Origin of the sequence: Bradyrhizobium sp. 27S5, from assembly GCF_037217225.1 — a bacterium.
Classification (GTDB): Bacteria; Pseudomonadota; Alphaproteobacteria; order Rhizobiales; family Xanthobacteraceae; genus Bradyrhizobium; species Bradyrhizobium septentrionale.
In genome coordinates, this window is record NZ_CP147714.1 from 8,258,470 (window position 1) to 8,284,200 (window position 25,731).

At 63.7% G+C, this 25,731-nt stretch carries 23 protein-coding genes; 13 read left to right on the plus strand and 10 right to left on the minus strand.

Annotated features, from left to right (window positions below; all coding sequences use genetic code 11):
• Positions 1-11 precede the first annotated feature (11 nt).
• The 3 genes from WDM24_RS38860 to WDM24_RS38870 are packed head-to-tail and all read left to right on the plus strand — an operon-like array spanning position 12 to position 2,135.
• On the plus strand, positions 12-587 hold the full coding sequence (locus tag WDM24_RS38860; RefSeq protein ID WP_338829467.1) for an isochorismatase family protein: 576 nt from the start codon (positions 12-14) through the stop codon (positions 585-587).
• On the plus strand, positions 574-903 hold the full coding sequence (locus tag WDM24_RS38865; protein ID WP_338829469.1) for a hypothetical protein: 330 nt from the start codon (positions 574-576) through the stop codon (positions 901-903). The genes WDM24_RS38860 and WDM24_RS38865 overlap by 14 nt, the downstream gene beginning before the upstream one ends.
• Positions 900-2,135, plus strand: coding sequence for an MFS transporter (locus WDM24_RS38870; RefSeq protein WP_338829470.1), 1,236 nt, complete (start codon positions 900-902; stop codon positions 2,133-2,135). Before WDM24_RS38865 ends, WDM24_RS38870 begins: the two co-directional genes overlap by 4 nt.
• A 27-nt stretch (positions 2,136-2,162) precedes the next feature.
• On the opposite strand, the gene WDM24_RS38875 is transcribed toward WDM24_RS38870, so the two are convergent.
• The 7 genes from WDM24_RS38875 to WDM24_RS38905 form a co-directional block, all read right to left on the minus strand.
• Positions 2,163-3,707, minus strand: a complete 1,545-nt coding sequence (locus tag WDM24_RS38875; protein ID WP_338829471.1) for an acetolactate synthase large subunit — start codon at positions 3,705-3,707, stop codon at positions 2,163-2,165.
• Between the two features lie 73 nt (positions 3,708-3,780).
• Positions 3,781-4,998: an acyl-CoA dehydrogenase family protein gene (locus WDM24_RS38880; RefSeq protein ID WP_338829472.1), complete on the minus strand. Its 1,218-nt coding sequence runs from the start codon at positions 4,996-4,998 to the stop codon at positions 3,781-3,783.
• A 93-nt stretch (positions 4,999-5,091) separates the two neighbouring features.
• Positions 5,092-5,520: a phasin family protein gene (locus WDM24_RS38885; RefSeq protein ID WP_029083155.1), complete on the minus strand. Its 429-nt coding sequence runs from the start codon at positions 5,518-5,520 to the stop codon at positions 5,092-5,094.
• Between the two features lie 16 nt (positions 5,521-5,536).
• Positions 5,537-6,502 carry a poly(3-hydroxyalkanoate) depolymerase gene (gene phaZ, locus WDM24_RS38890; protein ID WP_338829473.1) on the minus strand — a complete coding sequence of 322 codons (966 nt, stop codon included), beginning with the start codon at positions 6,500-6,502 and terminating at the stop codon, positions 5,537-5,539.
• Positions 6,495-8,198, minus strand: a complete 1,704-nt coding sequence (locus tag WDM24_RS38895) for an alpha/beta fold hydrolase (RefSeq protein ID WP_338829474.1) — start codon at positions 8,196-8,198, stop codon at positions 6,495-6,497. The genes phaZ and WDM24_RS38895 overlap by 8 nt, the downstream gene beginning before the upstream one ends.
• Positions 8,195-8,671, minus strand: coding sequence for a MaoC family dehydratase (locus tag WDM24_RS38900; RefSeq protein WP_166299552.1), 477 nt, complete (start codon positions 8,669-8,671; stop codon positions 8,195-8,197). Before WDM24_RS38900 ends, WDM24_RS38895 begins: the two co-directional genes overlap by 4 nt.
• Positions 8,672-8,713: 42 nt before the next feature.
• Positions 8,714-10,366 carry a fatty acid--CoA ligase gene (locus WDM24_RS38905; RefSeq protein WP_338829475.1) on the minus strand — a complete coding sequence of 551 codons (1,653 nt, stop codon included), beginning with the start codon at positions 10,364-10,366 and terminating at the stop codon, positions 8,714-8,716.
• A 497-nt stretch (positions 10,367-10,863) separates the two neighbouring features.
• Between WDM24_RS38905 and WDM24_RS38910 the strand changes: the two genes are divergently transcribed.
• A complete protein-coding gene (locus tag WDM24_RS38910) occupies positions 10,864-11,886 on the plus strand; it encodes an AraC family transcriptional regulator (RefSeq protein ID WP_338692793.1) in 1,023 nt (340 codons plus the stop codon).
• Positions 11,887-11,928: 42 nt separating this feature from the next.
• On the opposite strand, the gene WDM24_RS38915 is transcribed toward WDM24_RS38910, so the two are convergent.
• Positions 11,929-12,120: an MJ0042-type zinc finger domain-containing protein gene (locus WDM24_RS38915; RefSeq protein ID WP_029083160.1), complete on the minus strand. Its 192-nt coding sequence runs from the start codon at positions 12,118-12,120 to the stop codon at positions 11,929-11,931.
• Positions 12,121-12,492: 372 nt separating this feature from the next.
• Here WDM24_RS38915 and WDM24_RS38920 point away from each other — a divergent pair, with 372 nt between their 5' ends.
• The 6 genes from WDM24_RS38920 to WDM24_RS38945 all read left to right on the plus strand — a co-directional run bounded on the left by WDM24_RS38920 (position 12,493) and on the right by WDM24_RS38945 (position 20,026).
• Positions 12,493-13,224 (plus strand): TetR/AcrR family transcriptional regulator, encoded by a 732-nt coding sequence (locus WDM24_RS38920; RefSeq protein ID WP_338832524.1) that lies wholly within the window; start codon positions 12,493-12,495, stop codon positions 13,222-13,224.
• Positions 13,221-14,192, plus strand: coding sequence for an ABC transporter permease (locus tag WDM24_RS38925; RefSeq protein WP_338692797.1), 972 nt, complete (start codon positions 13,221-13,223; stop codon positions 14,190-14,192). Before WDM24_RS38920 ends, WDM24_RS38925 begins: the two co-directional genes overlap by 4 nt.
• Positions 14,193-14,228: 36 nt before the next feature.
• A complete protein-coding gene (locus WDM24_RS38930) occupies positions 14,229-15,245 on the plus strand; it encodes a sugar ABC transporter substrate-binding protein (protein ID WP_338829477.1) in 1,017 nt (338 codons plus the stop codon).
• 70 nt (positions 15,246-15,315) lie between these two features.
• Positions 15,316-17,439 (plus strand): ABC transporter permease, encoded by a 2,124-nt coding sequence (locus tag WDM24_RS38935; protein WP_338829479.1) that lies wholly within the window; start codon positions 15,316-15,318, stop codon positions 17,437-17,439.
• Positions 17,436-18,533, plus strand: coding sequence for a hypothetical protein (locus WDM24_RS38940; protein WP_338829480.1), 1,098 nt, complete (start codon positions 17,436-17,438; stop codon positions 18,531-18,533). The genes WDM24_RS38935 and WDM24_RS38940 overlap by 4 nt, the downstream gene beginning before the upstream one ends.
• Positions 18,530-20,026 (plus strand): sugar ABC transporter ATP-binding protein, encoded by a 1,497-nt coding sequence (locus tag WDM24_RS38945; protein WP_338829481.1) that lies wholly within the window; start codon positions 18,530-18,532, stop codon positions 20,024-20,026. Before WDM24_RS38940 ends, WDM24_RS38945 begins: the two co-directional genes overlap by 4 nt.
• Positions 20,027-20,123: 97 nt before the next feature.
• Here WDM24_RS38945 and WDM24_RS38950 read toward each other — a convergent pair whose 3' ends face one another.
• Positions 20,124-20,504 carry a hypothetical protein gene (locus tag WDM24_RS38950; protein WP_338829482.1) on the minus strand — a complete coding sequence of 127 codons (381 nt, stop codon included), beginning with the start codon at positions 20,502-20,504 and terminating at the stop codon, positions 20,124-20,126.
• Between the two features lie 274 nt (positions 20,505-20,778).
• On the opposite strand from WDM24_RS38950, the gene WDM24_RS38955 reads away from it, so the two are divergent.
• The 3 genes from WDM24_RS38955 (at position 20,779) to WDM24_RS38965 (ending at position 22,237) form a co-directional block, all read left to right on the plus strand.
• Positions 20,779-21,453, plus strand: coding sequence for a DUF927 domain-containing protein (locus WDM24_RS38955; protein ID WP_338829483.1), 675 nt, complete (start codon positions 20,779-20,781; stop codon positions 21,451-21,453).
• 253 nt (positions 21,454-21,706) lie between these two features.
• On the plus strand, positions 21,707-21,973 hold the full coding sequence (locus WDM24_RS38960) for a DUF6161 domain-containing protein (RefSeq protein WP_338829485.1): 267 nt from the start codon (positions 21,707-21,709) through the stop codon (positions 21,971-21,973).
• 114 nt (positions 21,974-22,087) lie between these two features.
• Positions 22,088-22,237 (plus strand): hypothetical protein, encoded by a 150-nt coding sequence (locus tag WDM24_RS38965; protein WP_338692809.1) that lies wholly within the window; start codon positions 22,088-22,090, stop codon positions 22,235-22,237.
• Positions 22,238-24,037: 1,800 nt separating this feature from the next.
• Here the strand turns inward: WDM24_RS38965 and WDM24_RS38970 are convergent.
• Entirely contained in the window at positions 24,038-25,348 is a 1,311-nt protein-coding gene (locus WDM24_RS38970; RefSeq protein ID WP_166299570.1) for a glycoside hydrolase family 16 protein, read from the minus strand.
• Between the last annotated feature and the right edge of the window lie 383 nt (positions 25,349-25,731).

Here is a 25,731-nt window from a genome sequence, read left to right on the forward strand (position 1 = left end):
AGGAAACGATGATGGCTCTGACGACGCTCGATCCGGTCACCGCCCTCATCGTCGTCGATCTGCAACGCGGGCTGGTCGGCTCGCCCTTCATGCATCCGTTCGCAGACGTCGTGGCGCGGACCTGCGCGCTCATCAGCGCATTCCGGCAGCGCGGACTGCCGGTCGTGCTGGTCAATGTTGACGGCGCTGCGCCGGGACGCACCGAGCGGCCGCGCCAAGGTGGACAGTTTCCCGACGGCTGGACCGACCTGATCCCGGAGCTCGAGCGGCAGCCGGACGACATTGTCGTGACCAAGCGGACATGGGGCGCGTTTGCGAGCACCGATCTCGGGAACCAGCTGCGAGCCCGCGGCGTCACCCAAGTCGTGATCGCCGGCGTCGCGACCGGCACCGGCGTCGAATCCACCGCACGGCAGGCCTATGAGGCGGGCTTCAACGTCACGCTGGCGATCGACGCCATGACCGATGTGCGGCCGAACGCGCATGCCTACAGCGTCGAACACGTGTTCCCGCGGCTCGGCGAAGCCGGCTCGACGCAGGCGATCATCGACCTCCTTGAAAGGACCAACGCGCATGAACTGGCTTGACCTCGTCGCCTACTTCTTTGGCGGCGCCTTCCTCACCAACGCCATCCCCCACGTCGTCGCCGGTATGATGGGCGAACCGTTCCAGAGCCCGTTCGCGAAACCGCCGGGCGAGGGCCTGTCGTCATCATCAGTCAACATCGTGTGGGGCTTCTTCAACCTCGCCGTCGGATATCTCTTGGTCTGCCGGGTCGGCGACTTCGGCTTGAGGACCACCAGCGACGTCGCGGCGCTCGGTCTCGGCGGCCTCCTGATCGGAATGTTTCTGGCGCGGCGGTTCGGACGGTTTCACGGCGGCAATGAACCGCAGCGAACATGAGACGCGTCTTTCGATCGCTGGCGAGCTTCAACTACCGGATCTGGGCGGCGGGCGCGCTGGTGTCCAACATCGGCACCTGGATGCAGCGCGCCGCCCAGGACTGGCTCGTCCTCACCCAGCTCACACAGCATAGCGCATCCGCCGTCGGCATCGTGATGGCGCTGCAGTTCGGACCGCAGCTGCTGCTGATGCCGTGGACCGGTTATGCCGCCGATCATTTCAACCAGCGCAAGCTGCTGATGGCGACGCAGGCGACGATGGGCGCGCTCGCGCTGGTGCTCGGGATTCTTACCGTCACCGGACTGGTGCAGCTCTGGCACGTCTATGTGTTCGCCTTCCTGTTCGGCTGTGCCGCCGCACTCGATGCCCCGGTGCGCCAGACCTTCGTGGCCGAGCTGGTCAGCGACACCAACCTGTCGAATGCGATCGCGCTGAACTCGACCTCGTTCAACGCCGCGCGCATGATCGGCCCCGCCGTCGCCGGCCTCATCATCGCCTCGGTCGGCACCGGCTGGGCGTTCCTGTTCAACGGTGCATCGTTCCTGGCGGTGCTGACGTCGCTGACCCTGCTGCGCAGCTCCGAGCTGCGCCCGAACGCCCGCGCCCATCGCACCAAGGGCAGCGTCATGCAGGGCTTCCACTATGTGTGGTCGCGCCCCGATCTCCGGGCGACGCTGATCATGCTGTTCCTGATCGGCACCTTCGGACTGAACTTCCCGATCTTCATCTCGACCATGGCGGTCGGCGTGTTCCACACCGATGCGCGCGGCTTTGGCCTGCTGTCGTCGATAATGGCGCTCGGAACCATGTCGGGTGCGCTGCTGGCCGCAAGCCGCGACCAGCCGCGCTTCGCCTCGCTGATGCTGGGATCAGCGATCTTTGGGCTGGGCTGCACGCTGGCCGCGCTGGCGCCGAGCTATTGGCTGTTTGCCGCGGCACTGGTCGTGATCGGCGTCGCCGCGCTGACCGTCACCAACACCTCGAACGCGCTGATGCAGCTTTCGACCGAGCCCGCGATGCGTGGACGCGTGATGGCGCTGCGGCTGGGCGTGGCGCTCGGCGGCACGCCGATCGGCGCACCGATCGTCGGCTGGGTCGCCGATCATCTCGGCCCGCGCTGGGCGCTCGGGGTCGGCGCCGCCGCCGGCTTTGCCGCCGCGATCGTCGCCATTGCTTTCCTGTCGCAACGGGATGTCGAAGCAAGCCAACTGCCGCCCGCGGTGAAGCGGTAAGCAGTTCGGTCAAGCCGACGCTTAAAATCACAAAAGAACCTCGATCAGACGGGGACCGGGATCTTTCATCGCGCTGGCGAACTGGTTCGCGAATTCCTCGACCGACGTTGCGCGGCTCGCCTCTACGCCCATGCCGGACGCGAGTTTGACCCAATCAAGCTCGGGATTGTGCAGATCGAGCATCGAAAAGGCCTTGGGTCCGGGATCGCCGGCTCCGACCCGCCCGAGCTCGATGTTGAGAATCGCGTAGGAGCGGTTGGCAAAGATCACCGTGGTGACGTCGAGCTGCTCCCGGGCCTGCGTCCACAACGCCTGCAGCGTATACATCGCTCCACCGTCACCGTGGAGACAGACGACTTTCCGGTCCGGGCAGGCGACCGCAGCGCCTGTGGCGAGAGGGATGCCCTGCCCGATCGCACCACCGGTCAGCGTCAGATGATCGTGCGGCGCGATCGTGGCTGCAAACCGATGCATGCCGCCGCCTGCCGTTGCGCCTTCGTCGGAAATGATGGCCCCATCAGGAAGATAATGGGCGATGACCTGTCCGGCCGTCCGCGCATCAAGCGGACCGGCCGGAATGTCCGGCTTGTTCAATGCGCCGACGTGCAGCGGCCGACCTGCAGCCTTCACTGCGTCGGCGAGGGCCTCCAGGGCGACGACGCCATCCTCATGCGCGTGGGCGAGATAGAGAATCCGGCAATGCTCGGGCGTGCACCAGGACGGCTTGTTCGGATAGGCGAAGAAGCTGACGGGAGGCTTGGCGCCGACCAGGATGAGCTGCTCCGTCCCGCTCATGAACTCGACGATTTGCTCGGCGAAATAGGGAATGCGTTCGACCTGCACGCGGCCGGCTCCGCGCTGGCAACGCGGCGCGAAGGTATCGCAGGCGATCCGTGCGCCGGTCGCCGCGGCGATCCGGCCGGCTGCGTTGAGCCCGCGCTCCTTCAGCGCGGCCCCGCGGATCAGCATCATGGTTTTCTTGTCCGATCGGAGCGCGGCCGCGGCTTGGTCGATCGCCTCGGTCGAAACCTCTGCCGGCATCGGCTTCGGCAAGGCCGGCGCCGGACGATCAGCTTCCAGCCAGGCGGTGTCGGCGGGCAGGATCAAGGTCGCGATCTGACCGGGATATTGCAACGCCGCCTCAACGGCACGAGCGCCGTCCGCAGCAACAGTCTGGGCACTTGCCGACGAATGCACCCACGCGGAGACCGGCCGTGCGAACCCATGGACGTCGGAAGCGAGCGGCGCGTCATATTGCGCGTGATAGGTCGCGTGGTCACCGACGATATTGACGATCGGTGTCGCCGCGCGTCGCGCGTTATGGAGATTGGCCAGTCCGTTCGCGAGTCCCGGCCCGAGATGCAGCAGCGTCGCGGCGGGCTTCTCTGCCATGCGACCATAACCGTCGGCCGCGCCGGTCACCGCGCCTTCGAACAGGCCAAGCACGACCCGCATGCCCGCGACCCTGTCGAGCGCTGCGACGAAGTGCATCTCCGACGTGCCGGGATTGCCGAAACAGACCTCGACACCCGATTCGACGAGCGTCCGCAAAAGACTTTCCGCGCCGTTCATGCCGTTTCTCCGTCGTGCGGTTGATCGCCTGGCTCGTTATGATGTTCCCACCCGGGCGTCCGGTTTCGTCTTGTCAGACGAAGGCGCTCAATCCCGTGATCGACTTGCCGACGATCAGGGTGTTCATCTCGCGGGTGCCCTCATAGGAATAGATCGCCTCGGCATCCGCCACGAAGCGGCCGATATGGTTCTCAAGCAGGATGCCGTTGCCGCCGAGCAGCTCGCGCGCGTAGCCGACGGTCTCGCGGCATTTGACGGTGCAGAACGCTTTCGCGAGCGAGGCGTGCTCGTCCAGCATCACGCCTTCATCCTGCAACTGCCCGAGCCGCAACATCATCGCCTGCGTCGCGGTGACGTTGCCGAGCATCCTGACCAGGAGATCCTGCACCAGCTGGAAGCCGCCGATCGGTCTGCCGAACTGCTGCCGCTCGGTCGCGTAACGCAGCGCGTGCTCATAGGCACCCATCGCACAGCCGACGGCGAACCACGCCACCCCGGTCCGGGTCATGCGCAGCACCTTGGCGGTATCCTTGAAGGTGTTGGCGTTCTGCAGGCGGTCCGCCTCGGGAACGCGGCAGTCCTTCAGGGTGATCAGGCCGTTCTGCACCACGCGCAGCGCCATCTTGGTCTTGATCTTCTCGACCGAGAAACCGGGATTGTCCTTAGCCACGACAAAGCCCTTGACCTGGTTGGAGCCCTCTTCGCGCGCCCAGATCACGTTGATGTCGGCAAAGGTGGCGTTGCCGATCCACTTCTTCTGGCCGTTGAGGATCCAGACGTCACCCTCGCGCCGGCAGGTCGTGAGCATCCCGCCTGACGTGGCGGAGCCGACCAGCGGCTCCGTGAGACCAAACGAGCCGATCTTCTCGAAGCGCATCATCGCCGGCAACCAGCGCTGCTTCTGCGCCTCATCGCCGCACAGATAGATCGAGCCTGCCGAGAGCCCGGTGTGGACGCCCCAGAAGGTTGCCACCGAGGAATCGACCCGCGCCAATTCCATCGCGACAAAGCCGTTCAGAAGCCAGCTGCCGCCGGCCGCGCCGTAACCCTGATAGCCGACGCCGCCGATGCCGATCTCGGCCATCTTCGGGATGATCGCGAACGGAAATTCGTCGCGCGCCCAGAACTCCTCGATCACGGGCGCGACCACGCCTTCGGTGAACTCACGCACGCGCCGCACCAGCGCGCGTTCCGTCTCGTTCAGGACGTTGGCAATCCCGTAGAAATCGCCGTTGATCGGCGGCGGCGCGTAGTCCGGCTTGGCGGCCCGTGTTGCCTGCGCGTTTGCCATGGTGTCCTCCCTGATGCCTGGCGATGTTTCGCCTTGATATCTCGCGCTCCCGGCAGAACGCGACGTCCTGCCGGGATTCGTCGTGTCGTGACGTCAGGTCGGCTTGTTCGGACGGACGCTGCTGCGGAACTCCTCAAAACTTTCCTTCATGCGGTCCTGGATGATCTTGACCGCGTCGGTGGTCGACTGCCGCGCGGTCGACGCGCTGTCCTGGGCGCCCTTCACCGCAATATCGAACATCTTCCGCGCGAATTCGGTCTGCAACGCGAGGTTCTCGTGGACCTTGCCAAGCGGCTTGTATTCGCGCGCCAGCGTCGAGGCCTCGCGCAGCCCGGCCTCCAGCACCTCGCGCTGCTTCTGCGCCACCGATTGCGCGCCTTGCGCCGCGACCTTCGCGCTCTGGCCGAGCGCTTCGAGGTTCTTCTTCTGGGCCTGCAGCAATTCGTCCACGTTCAGCTTCGGCAAGCCGAGATCACTACCGAACTTCCGCAGCATATCGATGTATGAGCTGTTATCCGTCATGATGTCCTCCCTGTGGTTACGATTTTTGCCGCCCGTCTCCGGACGTTGGAACGAGATCCCTGAGGTAACTGGTGGTGCGCGTGAGCAGCGATGACGACACGGCCTGACGGCTCTCGTCAGCCAGGAATGCCTCGATCAGGCCGGCGGTTTCCTTTGGCCGCGTCACCATGAACAGGTGCCCGTCGTCGATCATGTGCAGCTCGGCGTTCGGGATCAGGCTTGCCATGATCTGACCGTTGATCGGAGGCACCAGCGGGTCGTCACGGCCCATCAGGATCAGCGTCGGCTCCGGCAACGACCACAGCCATGGCAGGCTGGTCCAGCCGGTCATCGCGAGCAGCTGATAGAAGTAACCCATGCTGCGCACGCCATGCATCGCCGCCGCATGCCGGCCGATCAGGGACGGGTCATCGCGAAACGCCCCGCCATAGATGTCGGCGGCGACCGTCTTCATGTAGCCCTTGTCGGTGTAGCGGCGCGGCGTCGCCATCTTCCACAGCACCGCAGGGCTTGCCGGCACCATGGTGAAACCCGGCGCCGTCGCGGCAAGCACCAACCGCCGGCAGCGCTTTGGAAACTGATGCGCGAACTGTTGCGCAATTCCACCGCCCCAGGACACACCGGCGACATCGACCTCGGCATGGCCGAGCTCCGCGACAAGATCGGCGGCCAGCCGCGCCAGCGTTGACGGACGATAGGGCCACGCCGGCCTTGGCGACCCGCCGACGCCGGGCACATCGAAGATGATGGCGGTCGTATTGGTGAGCGCTTCCAGGAACGGCCGCGCCAGCTCCCAATTGGCGCCGATCCCGTTGAACAGCGACAGCGGCGGCGCGCTGCCGTCACCATGCCGGATCGCGACCTGGAGCAGCTGGCCGTCGATCGTGACCTGCCGCGTCTCGATCGCGCCGCGCTGCGTGGCGGCTGCCGGCCCAACCTTTGCCGGACTTGCCTTGTCGGCGCTGGTGAGATCTTCAGTCAAAGACGTAGGTTCCTGGAGCCGCAGCAAGGGTCGGATAGCGCGTGCTGCCGAGCACGGCCGGCGCATTGACCTCGTCGCCAGAGCGCGGCTGCAGCCAGTCGCGCCAGTCGAGCCACCAGCTCCCCTTGCGCTTTTCGGCCGAGGCCATGAACGCTTCGGGCTTGTCCGTGGAGATCGGCCCGATCATGAAGGACGCCTTCGGATTGCTCGGCGGATTGATCAGGCTCTGCAGGTGCCCGCTGCTCGACAGCACGAAGGTGGTGCCCTCGCCCATGATTTGCGCCGTCTTGTAGACGCCCTTCCACGGCGTGATGTGGTCGGTCATGCCGGCGACGACGTAGCTGTCGGCCTTGACCTTGCTCATGTCGATGGTCTTGTCGTTGAGCTTAAGCTTGCCGGCGTTGACGAACGGGTTGGAGAAATAGAGATCGAGATAGTCGCCATGCAGCGCCGCCGGCAGGCGGGTCGTGTCGGCGTTCCAGTACAGGATGTCAAAGGCCGGCGGCTGGTTGCCGAGCAGATAGTTGTTGACCCAGTAGTTCCAGATCAGATCGTTGGGCCGCATCCAGGCGAACATCCGCGCCAGGTCATGGCCATCGACAATGCCGCGCAGCTGCGACGAGGCCTTCGCCGCGCGCATGGTCTCGGGTGTCATCAGGCAGCCGAACGTGCTCTCCTCGGCCGAGTTGGGGTCGAGCAGGCAGACCGCCAGCACCAGGTTCTTGATCTTCTTTTCGGCGGCGCTGCCAAGCGTCGCGAAATAAGCTGACGCGGTGATGCCGCCGGAGCAGGACCCCATCATCGAGATGTCCTCGCTGCCGGAAATCTCGCGCGCCGCGTCGACGGCCTCGTCCAGCGCTGCGACATAGGTGTCCAGCCCCCAGTCGCGGTGCGCCGCCGTCGGGTTGCGCCAGCTCACCGCAAACACCTGGATGCCGTTCTCGAGCAGGAAGCGCACCATGCTCTTGTCCGGCGAGAGGTCGAGCGCGTAGTACTTGTTGATCTGCGGCGGCGTGATCACCAGCGGCCGCTTCCTGACCGTCGGCGTCGTCGGCGTGTACTGGATCAATTCGAGCAGCTCGTTACGGAAGATCACGGCGCCCGGGGTGGTCGCGAGGTTGTCGCCGACCTTGAATGCGCTCATGTCCACCATCGACGGCATGCCGCGATTCTGCGTCAGATCCCCGATGTAGTTCTTCAGGCCGGACCACAGGCTCTGTCCGCCGGTGTCGATGAACTTGCGGACCGCCGCCGGGTTGGTGAGCATCGTGTTGGTCGGCGCGACGGCGTCGATCAGGATTTCCGTGATCAGGTGCGCGCGCTGCTTGTCGATATCGCTGAGGCTGGTCTTGTCGACCAGGCCGTTGACCGCCTCGCCCCAGGCCAGATAGGCCTTGAGCAGGCCAGAGTGCAGCGAGCTCTCCTTCCAGGTCGGATCGGCGAACCGCTTGTCGCCCGCCTTCGGCGCGCGCTCGGACTTGCCGGACACGATGGAGCCGAGTTCGCCGACGAAGGACAGCCACTGCTCGGTCGCGACCTTGGGTTCGTTGATGACGGCCTTGAACAGGATGCCGGCGCCCTCGACCAGGTCCTGGCCCTGGATGCCGACCAGTGGATTGAGCGCCAGCGTATTCCTGGACGCCGCCTCGGACACGTCAGACGCCGGCGAATCCGGACCGCGATTTTCTGTGCTCATTGCTTTGCTCCCGCCGCGGGAATCAGAAGGGCCAGCGTTTCGGCGATCAGCGCCGGCTTCTCCGAGCCTTCGACCTCCAGCGTGTTCTGGGTTTTCATGATCACCTGACCGCCGTCCTTCGGCTCGATGCCGGCAAGCACGACGCGCAACCTGACGCGGGCGCCGGACGGCACCGGCGCCAGAAAGCGGACCTTGTCGATCCCGTAGTTCAGGCCGGCTGCGGCGTCGCGCGGGATGATGCCGACCTGCATCGCAAGCGGCGCCACCATCGCGAGCGTCAGATAGCCATGCGCGATCGGACCGCGGAACGGGCTCTCGCGCCTGGCCCGCTCAACGTCGACATGAATCCACTGGTGATCGCCGGTGCAGGACGCAAAGGCGTCGATACGTTGCTGGTCGACCGTGACCCAGTCGGAGATTCCGAGCTCCCGTCCGACATGTTCGCCCAGGCCGGCAAGCGTGAGGTTGCTCATCTTGTGGTCCTCCTCGATCCCTTCTCGGCTGCGCCTGCGCGCTCACATGTTGCCGTACTGCTCGCGCAGCTCCTTCTTGTTGATCTTGCCGACGCTGGTCTTGGGGATGCTGTCGATGAACAGGATCGTCCCGGGGATGCCGTATTTCGAGATGACGCCCTTGTCGGCGAACACCTTGAGGTGGTCCTTGATGGCGACGTCGCTGAGGCCGTCGGCACCGGAGGGCTTCTTGACCACCAGCGCGAGCGGCCGCTCGCCCCATTTCTCGTCCTTGACGCCGATCACCGCGGCCTCGGCAACACCGGCGCATTGCGTGATCAGATCCTCGATCTGCAGCGACGAGACCCATTCACCGCCGGTCTTGATCACATCCTTGATGCGGTCGGTGATCTGGACGTAGCCGCCCGGGCTGACCACCGCGATGTCGCTGGTGTGCAGATAGCCGCCCTCCCAGAGCTGCTCCGAGCCCTCGGGATTGTTGAAGTAGCCCTGGGTGAGCCAAGGTGCCCGCAGCACGATCTCGCCGGCGGACTTGCCGTCATGCGGCACGTCCTTCATGTCGGGATCGACGATGCGCAGGTCGACCAGCGGGCCGGCGATGCCGGCGCGGGTGCGGAATTCGACCTCGCCATCGGGATCGCCGCTGAGGTCCTTGGACTGGACATGGGAGACCGCGGCGAGCGGGCCGGTCTCCGACATGCCGTAACCGGCGAAGATGTCAATGCCCGCCGCCATCGCCTGCTTGGCCAGCGCCTTCGGTAACGCCGAGCCGCCGATCACCATCTTGAGACCTTTGAGATCGACGTTCGCCGCAGCGGCGGCGTTGAGCAGCATCTGCAGGATGGTCGGCACGCCGTGGGTGAAGGTGACGCCTTCGCTCTTGATCAGCTTGACCAGCATCGCCGGCTCGTAGCGGCCGGGATAGACCTGCTTGGTGCCGGCCAGCGTCGCCGACCAGGGGAAGCCCCAGGCGTGGACGTGGAACATCGGCGTGATCGGCATGTAGACGTCGTCGCGCGAGAAACGCCCTTGGGTCCCCGCCATGCCGAACAGCGCGAGCCCGGCGAGCGAGTGCAGCACGAGCTGGCGGTGGCTGTAATAGACCCCCTTCGGCAGGCCGGTCGTCCCTGTCGTGTAGAAGGTGGTGGCCTGGGTGTTCTCGTCGAAATCGGGAAAGTCGTAGTCGGGCGAAGCGGCAGCCAGCAGGCTTTCATATTCACCGATGAAGGACAGGCCGCCGGTCTGCGGCGACGGCTTGTCCGACATCACGATCAGCCGTTTGACCTTGGGCAGTTGCGCCTTGATGCCTTCAAGTAGTCCGACGAACTCGTCGTTGACGAGCAGCGTCGATGCGCCGGCGTGATCGATCGTGTAGGCGATCTGCTCCGGCGACAGGCGGACATTCACGGTCTGCAGCACGGCCGCCATCATCGGGATCGCGAAGAAGGCTTCGAGGAAGCGGTGGCTGTCCCATTCGAGCACGCCGACGGTGTCGCCGGGTTCGACGCCTGCCTTGCTGAGCGCCGAGGCGAGCCGGCCGATCCGCTCTCTCGTCTGCCGGTAGGTGAATCGCTTGAGATCGCGATAGACGATCTCCTGGTCCGGCGCCTGCACGCGCGGCGTGTGCCAGAGCTGCTTGAAGATGAGTGGATATTGATAGGCGGATTGGGCAGTCTGAATCAGTCTTCCAACCATGGAAGCCTCCCTCGACCTGGCATGTCCTCCGGCCAACGTCCGCATTTCTTAAGCGAGCGGATCGCGTGGTCTGCCGTCTTTTGTCACGACGGCCTGACCGTGTGACATTAGGACGAAGCCTCGCGTGATGCCCGAGATTTGTGAAGGTCCGAAACGGACATCGGCGGGGTCTTAGCCGGACAAGCTGCTCTCATCGACGGCCGCCGTCTTGAACAAAGCTGCTCTCTCTGACGCCGGCGGCGTCTTTTCGACGCGCTTTCTGCTGCCTTGCTACAAGGGCGAACCCGCTGATATGTCTGCGGATATGACTGGTGATATTTCTTGGGTTGTGCCGCGAACCAGTTATGTTCCGTGATGACGCCGAACCGCAATCCGCCGCGTCGGAGAAGCTGGGTCGCCTCACACGTTGTCGTCTTTATTTGCTGCGCCGCAGGAAAGGCTGGTGCGAGTTGCAACCAACCACGCGACCGAAGAGACCCCTGGGCCCTCGCAGCGACATGCTGAGCGTCGGCGCCGGCGACAAGGTCTACGAGACAACCAAGCTCGGCGCCGTCTTCGACATGCTGGCGAGTCACGGCGTCCCGGCCGACGCCATCCTGCGCAACACGAACATTCCGCTTGCCGAGGTTCATTCGCCGCAAGCGCGGATCTCGCTGACGCAGCTGATAACGGTCTGTCAAAACGCGTTGCGCCTGTCGACCGACCGTCATCTGCCCTATCGAATCGGTGCGTCGATCCACATCTCGACGTACGGAATGTACGGCTATGCGCTGCTGTGCTGCCCGGACTTCCGCAAGGCGATGGAATTCGCGATGCGTTATCACGCGCTCGCGGCGCCACTGGCTGCGATCGACTTCACTGAAGACAAGGCCCATGCGAGATGGACCATCGAGCCCAATCTGCACGCGTTTGCCGATCCCGCGCTCTACCGCTTCGTCGCCGAGATGCAGATCGGCATCCACATCTCTCTGATGCGCGACATCATGGGGCCGGGCTTTGTCCCCTCCGAAATCACGCTCGCTTACCCGCAGGCGGCGGACTTCGATCTCCCGCTCGACCATGTCGGATGTCCGGTGCGCTTCGATCAGCCCGCCAACCAGATCGTCTTCAAGGCGCAATTGCTGGACCGGAGCGCGGATCTCGGCAACAAGACGACATATCCGACCATCGTGGCGCTCTGCGACGACTTGCTCGGAGACTTGAGATTACGAACCGGCGTTGCCGGCAAAATTCGCGCCATCCTGCTCCGCGACATCGCAAATCCCCCGACGTTCGAGGCCATCGCCAAGCAGCTCGGCGTGAACGACCGGTCGTTGCGGCGTCAGCTTCGTCAGCAGGGCTTTTCCTTTCGCGGACTGCACGACGAGCTGCGCACCCAGATTGCCCTGAAATATCTCCGCAACACCACGCTGGCCAACGAAGACATCGCGCTGGCGCTCGGCTTCAGCGACGCGGCAAACTTCCGGCGCGCGTTCCACCGCTGGACCAACAAGGCGCCGAGCGACATCCGCGGCGAATAGTTGCGGGACCGTCGCATCATCTCGCGCGCGAACGCACAGCTTCTAGAAGGCGTAGGACGTCTTGCTCGGCTGCACGGTCAGCCGAAACGCGACATCGGTCGAACCATCCATCAGCTCGATCATGTGGCCGCACACCAGGCAGCGAAACTCACCTGCGGTGCCACCCTTCGACGTCAATTCGATCCGGCGATAGCCGGCCTCGCAATGGGGACAAGTCACATCGGATTTGCGCATCGAATCAGCAAGCGGTTGCTCTCTGCAGTTTTCCCACACACCCATCGTCGGAAATGTGACGGCCGCCTAGCTGGATGTAGGTCGACCGGAGCACCGGGAATTTGTGCTGTCCTTTCAACCGAAAAATTCCCGAGAGCCGCAAGAGCAATGCTGGGCCACAGGCAAACAAAGCGAATGCGCTAAAAAACGAGCGAGCGCTCTCTCAGAAAATTTGCTCATCCCCCTTTTCCGACGGCCGTTTCGTAGGCTAGGAATGACGCAAGGGCGCAAAGCCCACACCCGGACCAGCAACAAAATGAAATGGTCCGGGAACATAGCCAGGGAGGCAATTTGGGTCTCGCGCGTCAGCGGCCGGGGACGAATGCGTTCGCGATGGAGGTGCTTTGCGCACGCATCCTCGAACGTCATCGCGATTCCATCCGGGTCCAGAAAACGCATCTCGCCGTTCCGAACCTCACGCGCATCATCGGCGCGACGCTCACGCTTTCCAACAAGCACGGCTTTCACGCCACCACCCTGCGCCAGCTCGCAGAGGCCTCCGGCCTCAGCATGGGCGGCCTCTACACCTATTTCGACAGCAAACCGACGCTGCTGTCGATGATCCTCGGCGAGGTCGCCGAGACGGCGGCGGAGGTCCTCAACTCGCCGCCCGCCAACGTCAAGCAGGATGCGCGCAAGCATCTGCACTGGATCGTCGCGACCCATATTCGCATGAGCGAGGCGATGCAGCCCTGGTTCGTGTTCTGCTTCATGGAAGCGAAGTCGTTTCCGGCCGCAGAACGCCAGCGCGCCATCGAGATGGAGGTGATGACCGAGAAGATCATCGCCGACGTCCTCAGGCAGGGCGTTGCCAGCGGGGTCTTCGCGATCGATCAGATCATGCTGACGGCCTCGCTGATCAAGCCGCTGCTGCAGGACTGGTACGTCAAACGCTGGAAATACCGCAGACGCGGCACCTCGATCGAGGCCTACATCAACGCCGTCGGCACGTTTATCGACGCCGCGGTCGCCGGCAGAGCGCGGCCGAGCCGCGTCGCGACCACCTCCCGCGCAAAATCCAGGCAGACGGGAACAGCCATAGCCGCAGGAAGGACGAGGCAATGAAGCGATTGCGGTTCAATCAGCAGGAGATCGTCTTCGCGGTATTTGCTGCCCTCTTCCTGGCGTTCTCGATTTTCCTGCGCGGCTTTCTGACCCCGGAGAACATGCTGACGCTGCTGCAGAACGTGGCGGTGCTCGGCATCCTCGGGCTTGCGATGGCGATCGTCGTGATCGGGCGCGGCATCGACATCTCCCTGATCGCAGCCCTCGCGGTACCTCCGGGGCTCGTGCTGCAGATGGTGCAGAACGGCCACTCGCTGCCGGCCTCGCTGCTGACGGCCGTGCTGCTCACGATCGGCTTCGGTCTGGTCAATGGCTGGCTGATTGCCTACGCCGAAGTTCCGTCGCTGTTCGCGACACTGGCGAGCGGCCTGCTGCTCGCCGGCCTCGGCCAGACCGCGCTGTTCCAGCTCGACGTCGTGCAGTGGAGCGACGGCATGGCCGGCTTCGAGCGGCTCGGACAAGGTACCATCGTCGGCATTCCGACCTCGATCGTGATGTTCGCGATCGCCTGCGCGGTGGTTGCGTTCCTGCTGCGCCGGACCCGCTGGGGCGCCTACATCTACGCGATCGGCGACAATCCCTATGCGGCCCGCGTCACCGGCATCCCCTCGCGCCCGATCATCGTGCTGCAATATGTCGTCGCGGCGCTGATCGGCTGCTTCGCGGGTCTGGTGATGGCGGCCTCCGTCAACTCGATGCCGACCCGCATCTTCAATTCGACCCTGATCTATGACGTCATCCTGGTCGTCGTGCTCGGCGGCATCGGGCTGTCCGGCGGCCGCGGCGGCGTGCTCAACGTCATCATCGGAACGTTGCTGATCGGCACCATGCTGAACGGCATGACCATCATGGACATCTCCTACGCCGGACAAAATCTCGTCAAGGGTGTCGTCCTGCTGCTCGCGGTCATCACGGATTCATTCCTGAACCCGCGCAACGAAGAAACCGCACAGCAGGGCGACATCTGATCAAGCAGAGAAACAACCATAACCAAGGAGGAAGCGATGAAGCGCATTGTCAGTTCTGCAAAGGTGACCGCCATAGCACTGGGGCTTGCGGCCATCGCCGCACCGGCCCTGGCCCAGCAGGGCCTCGACGAGCCGTTCCAGAAGCCGTTCAAGGAGGCTCTCGCCGGCAAGACGGTGGCCTACGTTCCGGTCGCCATGAACTTCGACCTCACCGAAGGCTGGTACGCCGGCATGAAGAAGGAGCTTGAGCCGTTCGGCGTCAAGTTCGAGATCCGCGATCCGAACTGGAACACCAATGCCGGCGCGCAGGCGGTGACCTCGCTGATCTCGGAAAAGCCGGCCGTGATGGTGATCCACAATCCGGACGTGCAGACCTATGCCAAGCTGCTGCAGCGCGCCGAGAACGAAGGCATCTACGTCATCCAGATCAACATGGGCTCGGCCTATCGCTCTTCGGCCTTCGTCGGCGCCAACTGGATCGAGATCGGCGAGAAAGACACTGAGGCGGTGGTGAAGGCCTGCCAGGGCAAGTCGAACAAGATCGCCATCGTGCAGGGCGCGCTCTCGGCGGCGGCCAGCGCCTACACGCTCAAGGGCGTTGAGAACGTGCTCGCCAAGCATCCCGAGATCAAGGTGGTGTCGAGCCAGGCGGCTGACTGGGATGCGGCGAAAGCCAAGGCGATCACCCAGACGGTGCTGAAGCAGAATCCCGACCTCTGCGGCATCGTCGGCTTCTGGGACGGCATGGACATCGGCACCGCAGCCGCGGTGAAGGAAGCCGGCCTGACCGGCAAGGTGTTCGTGGCGACCTCCGGCGGCGGTGAACGCAAGGGCGCCTGCGAGCTCGTGAAGTCCGGCGCCTTCGACCTCAACCTGAGCTACGACGTGCCGACCCAGGCCGCGCAGATGGCCGGCACGATCAAGTGGCTGCTGTCGTCGGGCGCCAAGGCCGGTTCGATCAAGGGCTCGGAATACACGACCCTGATTCCGATCACCAAGGAGAACGCGGACAGCCAGACCGCGTGCTGGAATCTCAGTGACCTGAAGAAATAGCCTCGCCATTCCCGCTCGACGTCCCGGGTCACGCCCGGGACGTCGACCTCCCAAATCGAACGCCTTTGGAATGCCGATGCGCGACACCTTGACGAGCCTGCGTTACCGCTATTGGCCGGATCATCTCCTCGGCGAGATCCTGTCGAAGCGTTGGACCGAGACCGCAATTCCGGTGATCCTGCTCTTGATCGTCGGCTTCGCGCTCAGCCGCTCTATCGATCACTTCCTGTCGCCGTCGAGCCTTGCCGATACCGCGCGGCAGGCCGGCGAAATCGGCTTCATCGGGCTCGGCATGGCGCTGGTGGTCATCGTCGGCGGCATCGATCTGTCGGTCGGATCGATCTTCGCGCTGACGGATTTCTGCGCGCTCTATCTGCTCGACGTGCTGAACTGGCCGGTGCCGGCAGTTGTGGTGGCCACCCTCCTCTGCGGCGCATTGCTCGGTGCCGTCAACGGCGTGCTGATCGGATACTTGCGGCTGCGTGCCTTCATCACCACGCTGATCACCCTGATCATCTACCGTTCGGCGTTCGATCTCCTGATCCAGCGCTACTCCAATTCGATTGCCGCGGCCTTCCCCGACATCCCGTCCTGGAATTTCATCGGCGGCGGCGACGTGTTCGGCATTCCGAGCGTCGCACTGGTCTACATCGTCATCGCGATCTTCGGCCATATCTTCATGACCCGGCTGCGCCCGGGCTGGCACATCACCGCGATCGGCGGCTCGCGCCGCTCGGCTTATAATTCCGGCATTCCGGTTCGCCGCACCATCGCACTCTGCTATGTCGCAAGCGGCGTACTGACCAGCATCGCCGCACTGTTCTTCGCGGCACGGCTCGGCACCGTCGGCGGCGACATCGGTGTTGGCCTCGAGGTGATCGTGCTGACCGCGACCGTGCTCGGCGGCATCACGCTCGGCGGCGGCAAGGGCTCGGTCGCCAAATCGCTGGTCGGCGTGCTGATCGTGCTCCTGATCACCAACGGCCTGACCACGCTCAACGCGCGGGGCGGCATCAACCGCATGGCGCTGGCGGGAATTCTGCTGATCGCGGCCATGGTCGACATCCGCTGGCAGAAGAACCGCACCCGCATCATCAGCAAGGTCTATGTCGCGCCGACCTATCACGCCTTGCCGCCGCCACCCGCGACCGAGATCGGCCAGGGCGGCCCGTTCGAGCAGAACGACAAGCTGCGCGACGTCGAACTGATCGGCCTCGGCCGCATCGAGGCGCCGGAGGACGTGATCCTCGATCGCAACAACAATCTCTATGCCGGCTCGCGCCATGGCGACATCATGCGCTTCTACGCGCCCGACTATCAGCGCATGGAAGTGTTTGCCCATATCGGCGGTCAGCCGCTCGGCATGGCCTTCGACCGGCAGGACAATCTCTATGTCTGCATCGGCGGCATGGGCCTCTACCGTATCAAGCCGGACGGTACGGTCGAGAAGGCCACCGATGAAACCAATCGCAGCATGCATTCGGTGAACGACGACAGCCGCCTGCGGCTGGCCGACGACCTCGACATCACCGACGACGGCCTGATCTTCTTCTCGGAAGCCACCGTGCGCTACGAGATGGACGAATGGCCGATCGATGGCCTCGAGGCGCGCGGCAACGGCCGCATCATCTGCTACGACACCAAAACCGGCGCCACGCACACCGCGCTGCGCGGCCTCAAATTCCCCAACGGCATCTGCGTCGCCAGCGACGGCCAGTCGATCCTGTTCGCCGAAACCTTCGGCTGCTCGATCAAGCGGCTGTGGTTCGCGGGACCGAAGAAGGGCCAGGTCGAGGTGGTGATGGACAATCTGCCGGGCTATCCCGACAACATCAACCTCGCCTCCGACGGCAATTACTGGCTGGCGCTGGTCGGCATGCGCAGCCCCTCGCTGGACCTCGCCTGGAAGATGCCCGGCTTCCGCCGCCGTATGGCCAAGCGCGTCCCGGTCGACGAATGGCTGTTCCCGAACATCAACACCGGCTGCGTCGTCAAGTTCAACGAGCAGGGCAAGATTCTCGAATCGTTCTGGGACCTGCGCGGCGAGAACCATCCGATGATCACCTCGATGCGCGAGCATCGCGGCTATCTCTATCTCGGCGGCATCATGAACAACCGGATCGGCCGTTACAAACTCGACAACGCGGACCCGAACTACGTGCAGTATGACAAGCGCTGGGGGAAGCTGTCGTGATCGCGGCTGTCAGGGAATTCGCCAACCGCTTTCTCGGCCGCGGCGAGGCCACCATCACCGTGCCGTCGTTCGACGGTGCGCTGAAGCCGAACCAGAAACTGGAGGCCGCGACCACCGTGCTGGAATGCGAGGCGCCCGAGGACCTCGCAACCGACGGCCGCAATCTCTATGTCGCCGACGGCCGGCGCCTGCTGCGCCTCGACGGCAGTGCCGCGACCGAGCTGCGCAGCTTCGATCGGCCGATCTCGGCGCTCTGCACGCTCGCCGACGGCGGCATCGCGGTCGCGCTTGGCGGCCGCGAGGTGCGACTCTATGCCAACCCCTCGTCTGGCGAGCCGAGCGTGACGTTCAGCGACGCCGCCTTCAATGCGATCAACGCGCTGACGCCGGCGGACGACGGGACCTTGATCGCCACCGACGGCTCGGCGAGCTGCGGCGTCGACGACTGGGCGCGCGACCTGATGGAGCTCAACCGGAGCGGCCGGGTGTTCCGGCTCGATCCCAGGACCAAGTTGGTGAAGCCGCTGGCGTCGAAGCTCGGCTACGCTTTCGGCGCCTGCGCGCAGGGCGATGGCCTGCTGGTCAGCGAGAGCTGGCGGCATCGTCTCGTCCTGGTCGCGGACGGCAGGCCGCCGCAGGTCGTGCTCGGTCACCTGCCCGTCTATCCCTCGCGGCTGTCGAAGGCCGCGGGCGGCGGCTATTGGCTCACCGCATTCACCGCACGCACCCAGCTGATCGAGTTCGTGCTGCGCGAGCCGGGCTACCGGCGCCGCATGATGGCCGAGATTGATCCGGCCTATTGGGTGGCGCCGCGGCTGCGCTCCGGCTTCTCGTTCAAGGAGCCGATGCAGGGCGCACACATCAAGACGATGGGCGTCATCAAGCCATGGGCGCCGCCACGTTCCTACGGACTCGTGATCCGGCTGAGCGAAGACGGCAAGCCAATGTATTCGCTGCACAGCCGGGTCGACGGCATCAACCACGGCGTCGTCGCGGCGCTCGAGATCGGCGACGACCTTGTGCTGATCGCCAAGGGACCGGGCCGCGTGCTGAAACTGCCCCTCGCCGGGCTCGCCGAGGAGGTCGGCTTATGATCGACACCGTGCTGTCCCTGCGCAAGGCCACCAAGCTTTATGCCGGCGTGCCCGCCATCGAGGGCGTCGACTTCGACCTGCGCCGTGGCGAGATCCACGCGCTGGTCGGCGAGAACGGCGCCGGCAAGTCGACGCTGACGAAAGTGATGGCCGGCGTCGTAGCGTTGACCTCGGGCGGCATGACGGTCGATGGCGCGGAGGTCGCGCCGCGGACGCCGCTGGAGGCCCGCAATCTCGGCATCGCCATGGTGTTCCAGGAGAACAGCCTGGTGCCGACCATGACGGTGGCGCAAAATCTCTTTCTCGGGCAGGAGAAATTCTACAACAGGCTGCGCGGCATCTACATCGCCGCTCAGCAATTCCTGCAATCGCTCAATTTCGATGTCACGCCGACCGCGACCGTGAGCGGGCTCGGCGCAGCCAAGAAGCAGATGGTCGAGATCGCGCGCGCGGTCCTGCACAAGGCCAAGGTCATCATCTTCGACGAGCCGACCGCGTCGCTGACGCCGGAAGAGAAGAAGTACTTCTTCGACCTGGTCCGCGACCTCAAGAAGCGCGGCGTTTCGATCATCTTCATCTCGCACGCCCTGGAAGAGGCCCTGCTGCTCGCCGACCGCATCACCGTGTTGCGCGACGGCAAGCACGTCATCACCGACGACGCGGCGAAATTCGACCGCGCGGCGATCGTGCAGGCGATGGTCGGACGCGACCTCTCCAACACGCTGTATGGCGCGCGGAAGACCAGCGTCCGGCCGGCAGGCGCGCGCGTGCTCACCGTGCAGAACCTCAAGATGGCGCCGATGGTGAAGAACAATTCGCTGTCGGTGTTTGCCGGGCAGATCACCGGCGTGTTCGGCCTGGTCGGCGCGGGTCGCACCGAGACCTTCAAGATCGTCTCCGGCGTGCTGAAGCGCGACTTCTTCCACGGCGGCGAGATCCTGCTGCATGACAAGCCGGTGCGCTACCGGGTCCCGGCGCCGGCGGTCAAAGCCGGCATTGCCTACGTGACCGAGGACCGCAAGGTGGAGGGCTTCTTCGAGACCGCCTCGATCGCCCGCAACATCTATCTCGGCCTGCTCTCCAAGTTCCCCGGCGGGCGGATGCTGTTGTCGCGGCGCGAGACCAACTCGGTCGGCAAGACCTGGACCCAGCGGCTGAAGGTGCGCGCCATCGGCGACGAGGCCAAGGTGGTCGAGCTCTCAGGCGGCAACCAGCAGAAGGTAGTGATCGCCAAGTCGCTGGTGCAGGAGCCTGAGCTGATCATCTTCGACGAGCCGACGCGCGGCGTCGACGTCGGCGCCATCGTCGAGATCCACGAGTTGATCAACCAGCTCGCCGACGAGGGCAAGGCGGTGGTGGTGATCTCGTCCTATCTGCCCGAGATCATGGCGCTCTCGGACCGCATCCTGGTGTCACGCCAGGGCAAGGTGGTCGAGGAATTCTCCGCGCTCGAAGCCACCGAGGAGAGGATCATGTACGCGGCGATCCATTGATGCCGCGACGCGCAAGCGTCACGGCCAGCTCGCGATGCCATCGCCGGAGCACGATCGCATTGAGCGAGCCCGCCGCATCAGCCGCGATCCTGGCCGCCTACTGCTTTGGACCAACGGTTCCGGTTGTCTTCAGCCTCGCCGACCGCACCCAACCCGAGACGTCGTTGCCCGTCCGCGGATTGATGTACATCACCGACGACCAGCCATCACTAGTTTGCGCATAGGCGACGAGCTCGTCATTCGGAATGACGAAGACACCGCTGACCGGACAGTGCAGATTCGGCGCCGAATAGAATTGCAGCCGCCCCGTGCCCGTCACCACATTGGCGAGCGGCGGCGAGAATATCGGGACCCGACTGGTGCCGGTCTGCGGCTCCTTGCAGCCCGACGGCGTCTGCGCATGCACGGACGCGCCCAGAGCACCGAGCGTCACGGCGCTGCAGACGATGCAGGCGAGTATGGACCTGTCCGACATCATTTCATCCTCCCGGACGCACTGAAGGTCGCCGCCCGTTGGCTTGAGATGTTTGTCGCCGGACATGGCGAACAGGTTCTGCGGCTGAGACGAAAGTTTGCGTAGCGGGACAGGCAGCGCCGCGATCGAGCAATGCGGATGTATTTCCTCCGGGGCTAGGCGTCCGGCTTCCACTGCGCCACCGCCGCGTCGAGCCGTGTGCGGTTAGCGATGCCGTGAAGTTGCTATCCGCAGGGGAAACAAACGGAAACACCGTCGGACAGTCAGGGAATTGATCGTGATTCACTTCGGCCGATGTCGAATCGCGCGTCAGCTCCTCATGGACGGCCGATTTTTTATCGCGCCGAGCCAAACCGCGCGCGGCCTGTTCAATAGCTTCCTGCTTCAGGTGAAAAGCCCAAACCGAGCGCGAGCTACGCAGCGAGCCGGCTGGCATAGCAATTCGTTCGTGATGCCGGACGACTGTTTCGGCGTTGACCGTCGCGACACTCTGCTATTGCAGAGCGTGACCGCTCATGAACACTCCTTCCGCCAGTCTGGCACCTTGGCGAGTTGGCAGCAGAATGTTACGCGCTATGCCAGCGGGAACAAGCGGCTGGTGCTGGCCATCTCTGCAGCGTTCGCCGGACCGCTTGTCGGTCCATGCTCCGCGGAAGGCGGGGGGCTGCATTTCGAGGGCGCGTCATCGACGGGCAAAAGCACCGCGCTGCATGTCGCTGGCTCAGTGTGGGGCGGCGGCGATGCAAACGGCTATGTTCGATCGTGGCGCGCAACCGCGAACGGACTTGAAGGCGTCGCTCTCGCCCACAGCGACACCCTTCTTCCACGCGGCAATGGAGTACGAAACGCAGACGACAAAAGCCGAGGAGCAATTTGCGCAGAAAAGACAAGAATTCGACGACCAGCACTCCCAGTTCTCAAGGTGAACGTCAGTCCGAATTCGAGAAGCTGAAGTCTGGCCTGGAAGGCATCACGTTAGCCTACGAGACACGCATGCAGTTGCAGGGGCCAGTCCGATACTGGAGACTTCGCGCGGACCAAAATCGCCTAGCCTATCGCGTCGCATTGGCGATACTGATCGTATTCTCGGCAGGGGCGATATATGTCCTTTATTGCCTTTATGACCGTGCAGCATCGCATCTGCCCACAGATGGAGCCGCCGTTCCCTGCGCCGCACTTTTCAAGGCCACAGCATTTGCCTGCTCATGACGACCGTCGCATTTTGGGTCGGTCGGATTCTCTTGCGGGTATATCTCAGTGCCTATCACCTCGCGACTGACGCTGAGGAGCGAAGGACAATGATCATGACCTTCCTGGCTCTCGCAAAAAGCAAATCCGTCGAAGAGGTCGAAGAGAAGGACCGGCAAGTAATCTTGACGGCACTGTTTAGGCCCGGCTCAGACGGAATAGTTAAAGATGATGCAGCTCCAGAAGTCGGCGGACTGCTACAGGCGCTCATTAGAAAACCATGACGCCAGCACGGGGGGCGTGAGAGCGTGAGAGCCTTGGCGACGACGTTGCCGGACGACCCGTCAGCCCCCCGTCAGGTTTGACGCTTACACTCCTCTACTTTTGAGGAGGGTTTCATGTTCAGCCTTTCGAAGCCTGCGACGGATGATTTCGACGCCTCGCGCCCGGTGTCCACCCTCGCCACGGTTACGCTGTTCAGCGTTATCGGCTTGGTTTTGTCTCTCGCTCTCGCGCGCTATGGGATTGATATCGCCGCCAGCATGTAGCGGCGAGCTGCCAGCCTTTTCCGGGAAGAACAATTGACCAACCAATAGCGCAACGGGCCGTTCGATCGCCAAATCCTAGCGGCTTCTCTACGCGCGCGATCGGCGCGATCATCCGCTTATGCCGTCACGCCGCTACACAGAATGGTCCGGCCGCTCCTTCCCGCCCGGTAGCCCCGGGGAATGGCTCGCGGACGGACATGTGACGTGCAACATAAAATGCCATGGCGACTGCAACAGGATGGTGGACGTCCGTCTGGACGCATTGCCGCAGGATCAGTCCTGGTCGCGCGTCGGCTGGCGTTTGGTCTGCACCACCTGTGGCGTTGCTGGCGCTGTGCACATCGTTCCGAACTGGCATGACATGGGTGGGCGCCGTGCCATTTTGAGAAAACTGGAGATCGTGATGGAGATCGCTGCCTCAGGCCAGGCGCACGTAGCGATAGCTTAAAACCAGCGCCCCCAGCGCCGGACGTTAGTCACAGCGCCAGGGATCGCTACTCCCAGGGGCTGAGGAGCGACTGGGAGCTGGAACGCCGACTCTTGCCGTATCCATTCGTTCCTACGAACAACGATCAGCGAGCTGCCCCTCCGAGGTACGAAACGATTGCGCGCCTGCGCGGTATTCTACTCGTCAGGATTTTGCACTTTACATCCTGGGGCTAGAGCCAACGCTGCCCGCGTGTATTTTTTGCGGGCAGCGTTGAGCCCTAATCCCCCGACTGAGATTCGTACGACATCTGGGCGCACCTGAAGTGCACCGCTTGCGGCAAGGTCGGTTGGGTCGATACGCGGCTAGACTGGGGCGAGGTGATAAATTTCAGCAAAGGCGTCTCTGGCTAGGCCACTCCAAAAAGAAAGGCCCCAGCGAGGGGACACAAGCCGGGGCCTAGTTTGGACTTGAAGGATCAGGCGCGCGGTGTTGCGCCCTAGCGGCAACCACGCGAATGGACCGCATATGAATCGTACCGTGCATAGGCGCCGCGACAACCCAGCCGATGCGCATAGGCCTATGCTTTAATTCCTTGGCGGCGTTGAAGCGAAACGGCCCCGGTCGGGCTTGGGGAGCACACCGGGGCCGCTTCGTGGGGCGCCCCTTTCCGGAGGAGCGCCATTCACAGTATCGGGAAAAAGTGGCAGTCGGTACTACGCTGGCGGGCTACTCCAGAAGATGCGTGCAACAGAAAGAACCCCAGAGCGTCGGAGCACTGGGGCCAAGTTTTTCCTATGCATCAATGAAAATCGGGGCGTGACACCCGAGATTCCAAATCTAACATGGCTGTCAGGAATTGCCATTTTTTCCCGAATTCGCTGTAGGTAAGGAACGATCGGACCGACCGAACGTCTATATGAAGCTTCCAGCCAAGGGCGCCCCCCCGACTGCTGGAAGAAAACCCGTATCGCTCGGGTTGGCGGCCCCAGGTGGGGGCCGCTTTCGTTGAGTTCGCCAAACGGGCCCCCGATACCTATCTTCCGGGGATGCCGATTACCCGAAAACCGATCGAGATCCCGCCCGAAGTCGCCCGCCAGTTCCGGCCGACATATTACGTTCCATGCCGCGCACGCCTCGATCAAGCGCGACGAGATCGCCACTAACTCAACACCTGCTCTTGAGCACTTGCCGAAGGGCACGAAGCTCCGACTGGCAAACTGCCCTCGAGTTGTAGTTGATGAGCTGAAGCGCACCCCATTCACGGGCGTGAAAGCCTTGGCGAAGACGTTGCCGGACGACACACGCCAAGGCTCACCACACAACGGATTGCCCCTTGAAGGGCCAGCCCCCGCGTGAGGCCCGCTAACGCACTAGCTCTGAGGTTTGGTCAGGAACGAGTCCTGTGTCCAGGCGGCGGCGCCCATCGCTACAGCGATCGAACCCCCATCGACCCGACCGGAGCTACTGGTCAGATACTGGTTCAGCAACGCAAAGCTGTTGCTTGCCTGAGACGCCGCCGTGCCCTGATCTCCAGACCAAGAGGCCGTCTGCCGTGCGGGGTCTGCCAACGAGCTCGGTTGCGCAAAATCTTGGTTTGCCCAGCTTCCAGTGCTTGCGCCGGTCGTGCTCGCCGACCAGCCGGACGGTGAAGCCAGTCCCATGGCGCTTAGGAAGCTGGGGACGGTCGTTGTAGTAGCCGTTCCCGGGTCGACTGCCGCGGTACTCGGCGAAGTCGTGTCCGAGGTTGCAGTCGGCGTGACAACAGTGGTCGGAGTGGTAGTTGAGGTAGCGGTCGTGTCCGAAGTGCTGGTCGTGGTCGGCTGGGACGGTGGCGTGACCGGCGAGGAGGTGTCGACCCTCGCTCCAGTAACGGAGCCGGCGCCGCCGGGCAATCGATAGAGCTGGATTTCGTCGATCTGCATCTGCATCGTCGAGGGGGTAGAGCCATCAAGTGCAGTATGCCAGCCGGCCGCGTTTGAATTCGCGACCTGATTGCTCATGATCAGCTGCATCGGCTGGTTCGGAATCTGCGCCTGCGCGCTGGTCACCGTCGCTATCTGTCTTCCGTCGAGGTACCAGGTGATCGATTGGCCGGGCACCCAATTGATGCCGTAGGTATGGAAGCCGGCCGTGAGATCGACGCCGGTGTCGACAACACCGCCGACCGTCCCTGACGGCGAGTGAAGATGCCAGGAGAAGGCCTGGTTTGCCGGTCCCGAGCCGGTATATCCGCCCTCCTGGATATCGATCTCGAAATTGTCGCCGCTGTTCGAGCCTGCGCCGGGCATCAGCCAAAGCCCTGGCCATGCACCATTGCCGCTCGGCGCCTTCATGCTGATCTGAAGGTAACCGCCGTTAAACTCGAAGTTGCCGTAGCTGCTGACGGCGCCCGACGTAATCGGAAATGACTGCACCGAGCCCTGATTCATGCCGGTGACGGTCTGCTTGGCCGCCGTGAGATTCAGCAGACCGTTGCTCACGGTCACCTGGCTCGGCATGTCGTAGTCGGCATCGTACGGGCCGCCCGGCCCGCTTCCACCCGATCCATAGCTGTTCCACGCCGAACCGTTGGCGGCGCGGCTCGTGATGTAGGTGTGCCAGTCGCTGTCTAGCGAACTGGAAAAGCTGTCCTGATAGACGAGATTGCTTGACGTAAAGCCTGCTGGCGCGGCAAGGGCCATTCCATGTTCCTTCCGAGGATTGAACCGAGAATTCCACCGTCGCGAACCGCGCGACCATTCCACTGCCGCGAATTGCGCGACCATTCCAGCGTCGCGAATTGCGCGACGGACCCCGTGCCCGCAGCGGGTGATGCGGGCAGATTTCAACGCAGTGGAGATTTGAAGGTACGCCCCCCCCACTGCTAGACTAGCTTGGCTAGTGAGGGAGTATGGCGAAAAAAATAAGGTAGCATGGCGACAATTAGACGAGGTGCGTAGGCGACTGACCCGGCTCAATCGATCATAGCCGGCGGCGAGCATGAAGGCCGCCCCGGCTGATATGGAGTTGATAGTGCTGAAGTCCGTGGCGTTTTTGACCCAACCGATCCTTCCGTTTCTTCTAC

What these genes read in the sequence shown, in the direction of transcription:
- WDM24_RS38930 (WP_338829477.1), top strand. Translation starts at nt 14,229, where the DNA reads ATGAAGCGCATTGTCAGTTCTGCAAAGGTGACCGCCATAGCACTGGGG.
- WDM24_RS38910 (WP_338692793.1), top strand. Translation starts at nt 10,864, where the DNA reads ATGCTGAGCGTCGGCGCCGGCGACAAGGTCTACGAGACAACCAAGCTC.
- WDM24_RS38970 (WP_166299570.1), bottom strand. Translation starts at nt 25,348, where the DNA reads ATGGCCCTTGCCGCGCCAGCAGGCTTTACGTCAAGCAATCTCGTCTAT.
- WDM24_RS38860 (WP_338829467.1), top strand. Translation starts at nt 12, where the DNA reads ATGGCTCTGACGACGCTCGATCCGGTCACCGCCCTCATCGTCGTCGAT.
- WDM24_RS38885 (WP_029083155.1), bottom strand. Translation starts at nt 5,520, where the DNA reads ATGACGGATAACAGCTCATACATCGATATGCTGCGGAAGTTCGGTAGT.
- WDM24_RS38875 (WP_338829471.1), bottom strand. Translation starts at nt 3,707, where the DNA reads ATGAACGGCGCGGAAAGTCTTTTGCGGACGCTCGTCGAATCGGGTGTC.
- WDM24_RS38925 (WP_338692797.1), top strand. Translation starts at nt 13,221, where the DNA reads ATGAAGCGATTGCGGTTCAATCAGCAGGAGATCGTCTTCGCGGTATTT.
- WDM24_RS38960 (WP_338829485.1), top strand. Translation starts at nt 21,707, where the DNA reads ATGACGACCGTCGCATTTTGGGTCGGTCGGATTCTCTTGCGGGTATAT.
- WDM24_RS38905 (WP_338829475.1), bottom strand. Translation starts at nt 10,366, where the DNA reads ATGGTTGGAAGACTGATTCAGACTGCCCAATCCGCCTATCAATATCCA.
- WDM24_RS38895 (WP_338829474.1), bottom strand. Translation starts at nt 8,198, where the DNA reads ATGAGCACAGAAAATCGCGGTCCGGATTCGCCGGCGTCTGACGTGTCC.
- WDM24_RS38920 (WP_338832524.1), top strand. Translation starts at nt 12,493, where the DNA reads ATGGAGGTGCTTTGCGCACGCATCCTCGAACGTCATCGCGATTCCATC.
- WDM24_RS38945 (WP_338829481.1), top strand. Translation starts at nt 18,530, where the DNA reads ATGATCGACACCGTGCTGTCCCTGCGCAAGGCCACCAAGCTTTATGCC.
- WDM24_RS38880 (WP_338829472.1), bottom strand. Translation starts at nt 4,998, where the DNA reads ATGGCAAACGCGCAGGCAACACGGGCCGCCAAGCCGGACTACGCGCCG.
- WDM24_RS38915 (WP_029083160.1), bottom strand. Translation starts at nt 12,120, where the DNA reads ATGCGCAAATCCGATGTGACTTGTCCCCATTGCGAGGCCGGCTATCGC.
- WDM24_RS38950 (WP_338829482.1), bottom strand. Translation starts at nt 20,504, where the DNA reads ATGATGTCGGACAGGTCCATACTCGCCTGCATCGTCTGCAGCGCCGTG.
- WDM24_RS38865 (WP_338829469.1), top strand. Translation starts at nt 574, where the DNA reads ATGAACTGGCTTGACCTCGTCGCCTACTTCTTTGGCGGCGCCTTCCTC.
- WDM24_RS38870 (WP_338829470.1), top strand. Translation starts at nt 900, where the DNA reads ATGAGACGCGTCTTTCGATCGCTGGCGAGCTTCAACTACCGGATCTGG.
- WDM24_RS38935 (WP_338829479.1), top strand. Translation starts at nt 15,316, where the DNA reads ATGCCGATGCGCGACACCTTGACGAGCCTGCGTTACCGCTATTGGCCG.
- WDM24_RS38900 (WP_166299552.1), bottom strand. Translation starts at nt 8,671, where the DNA reads ATGAGCAACCTCACGCTTGCCGGCCTGGGCGAACATGTCGGACGGGAG.
- WDM24_RS38965 (WP_338692809.1), top strand. Translation starts at nt 22,088, where the DNA reads ATGTTCAGCCTTTCGAAGCCTGCGACGGATGATTTCGACGCCTCGCGC.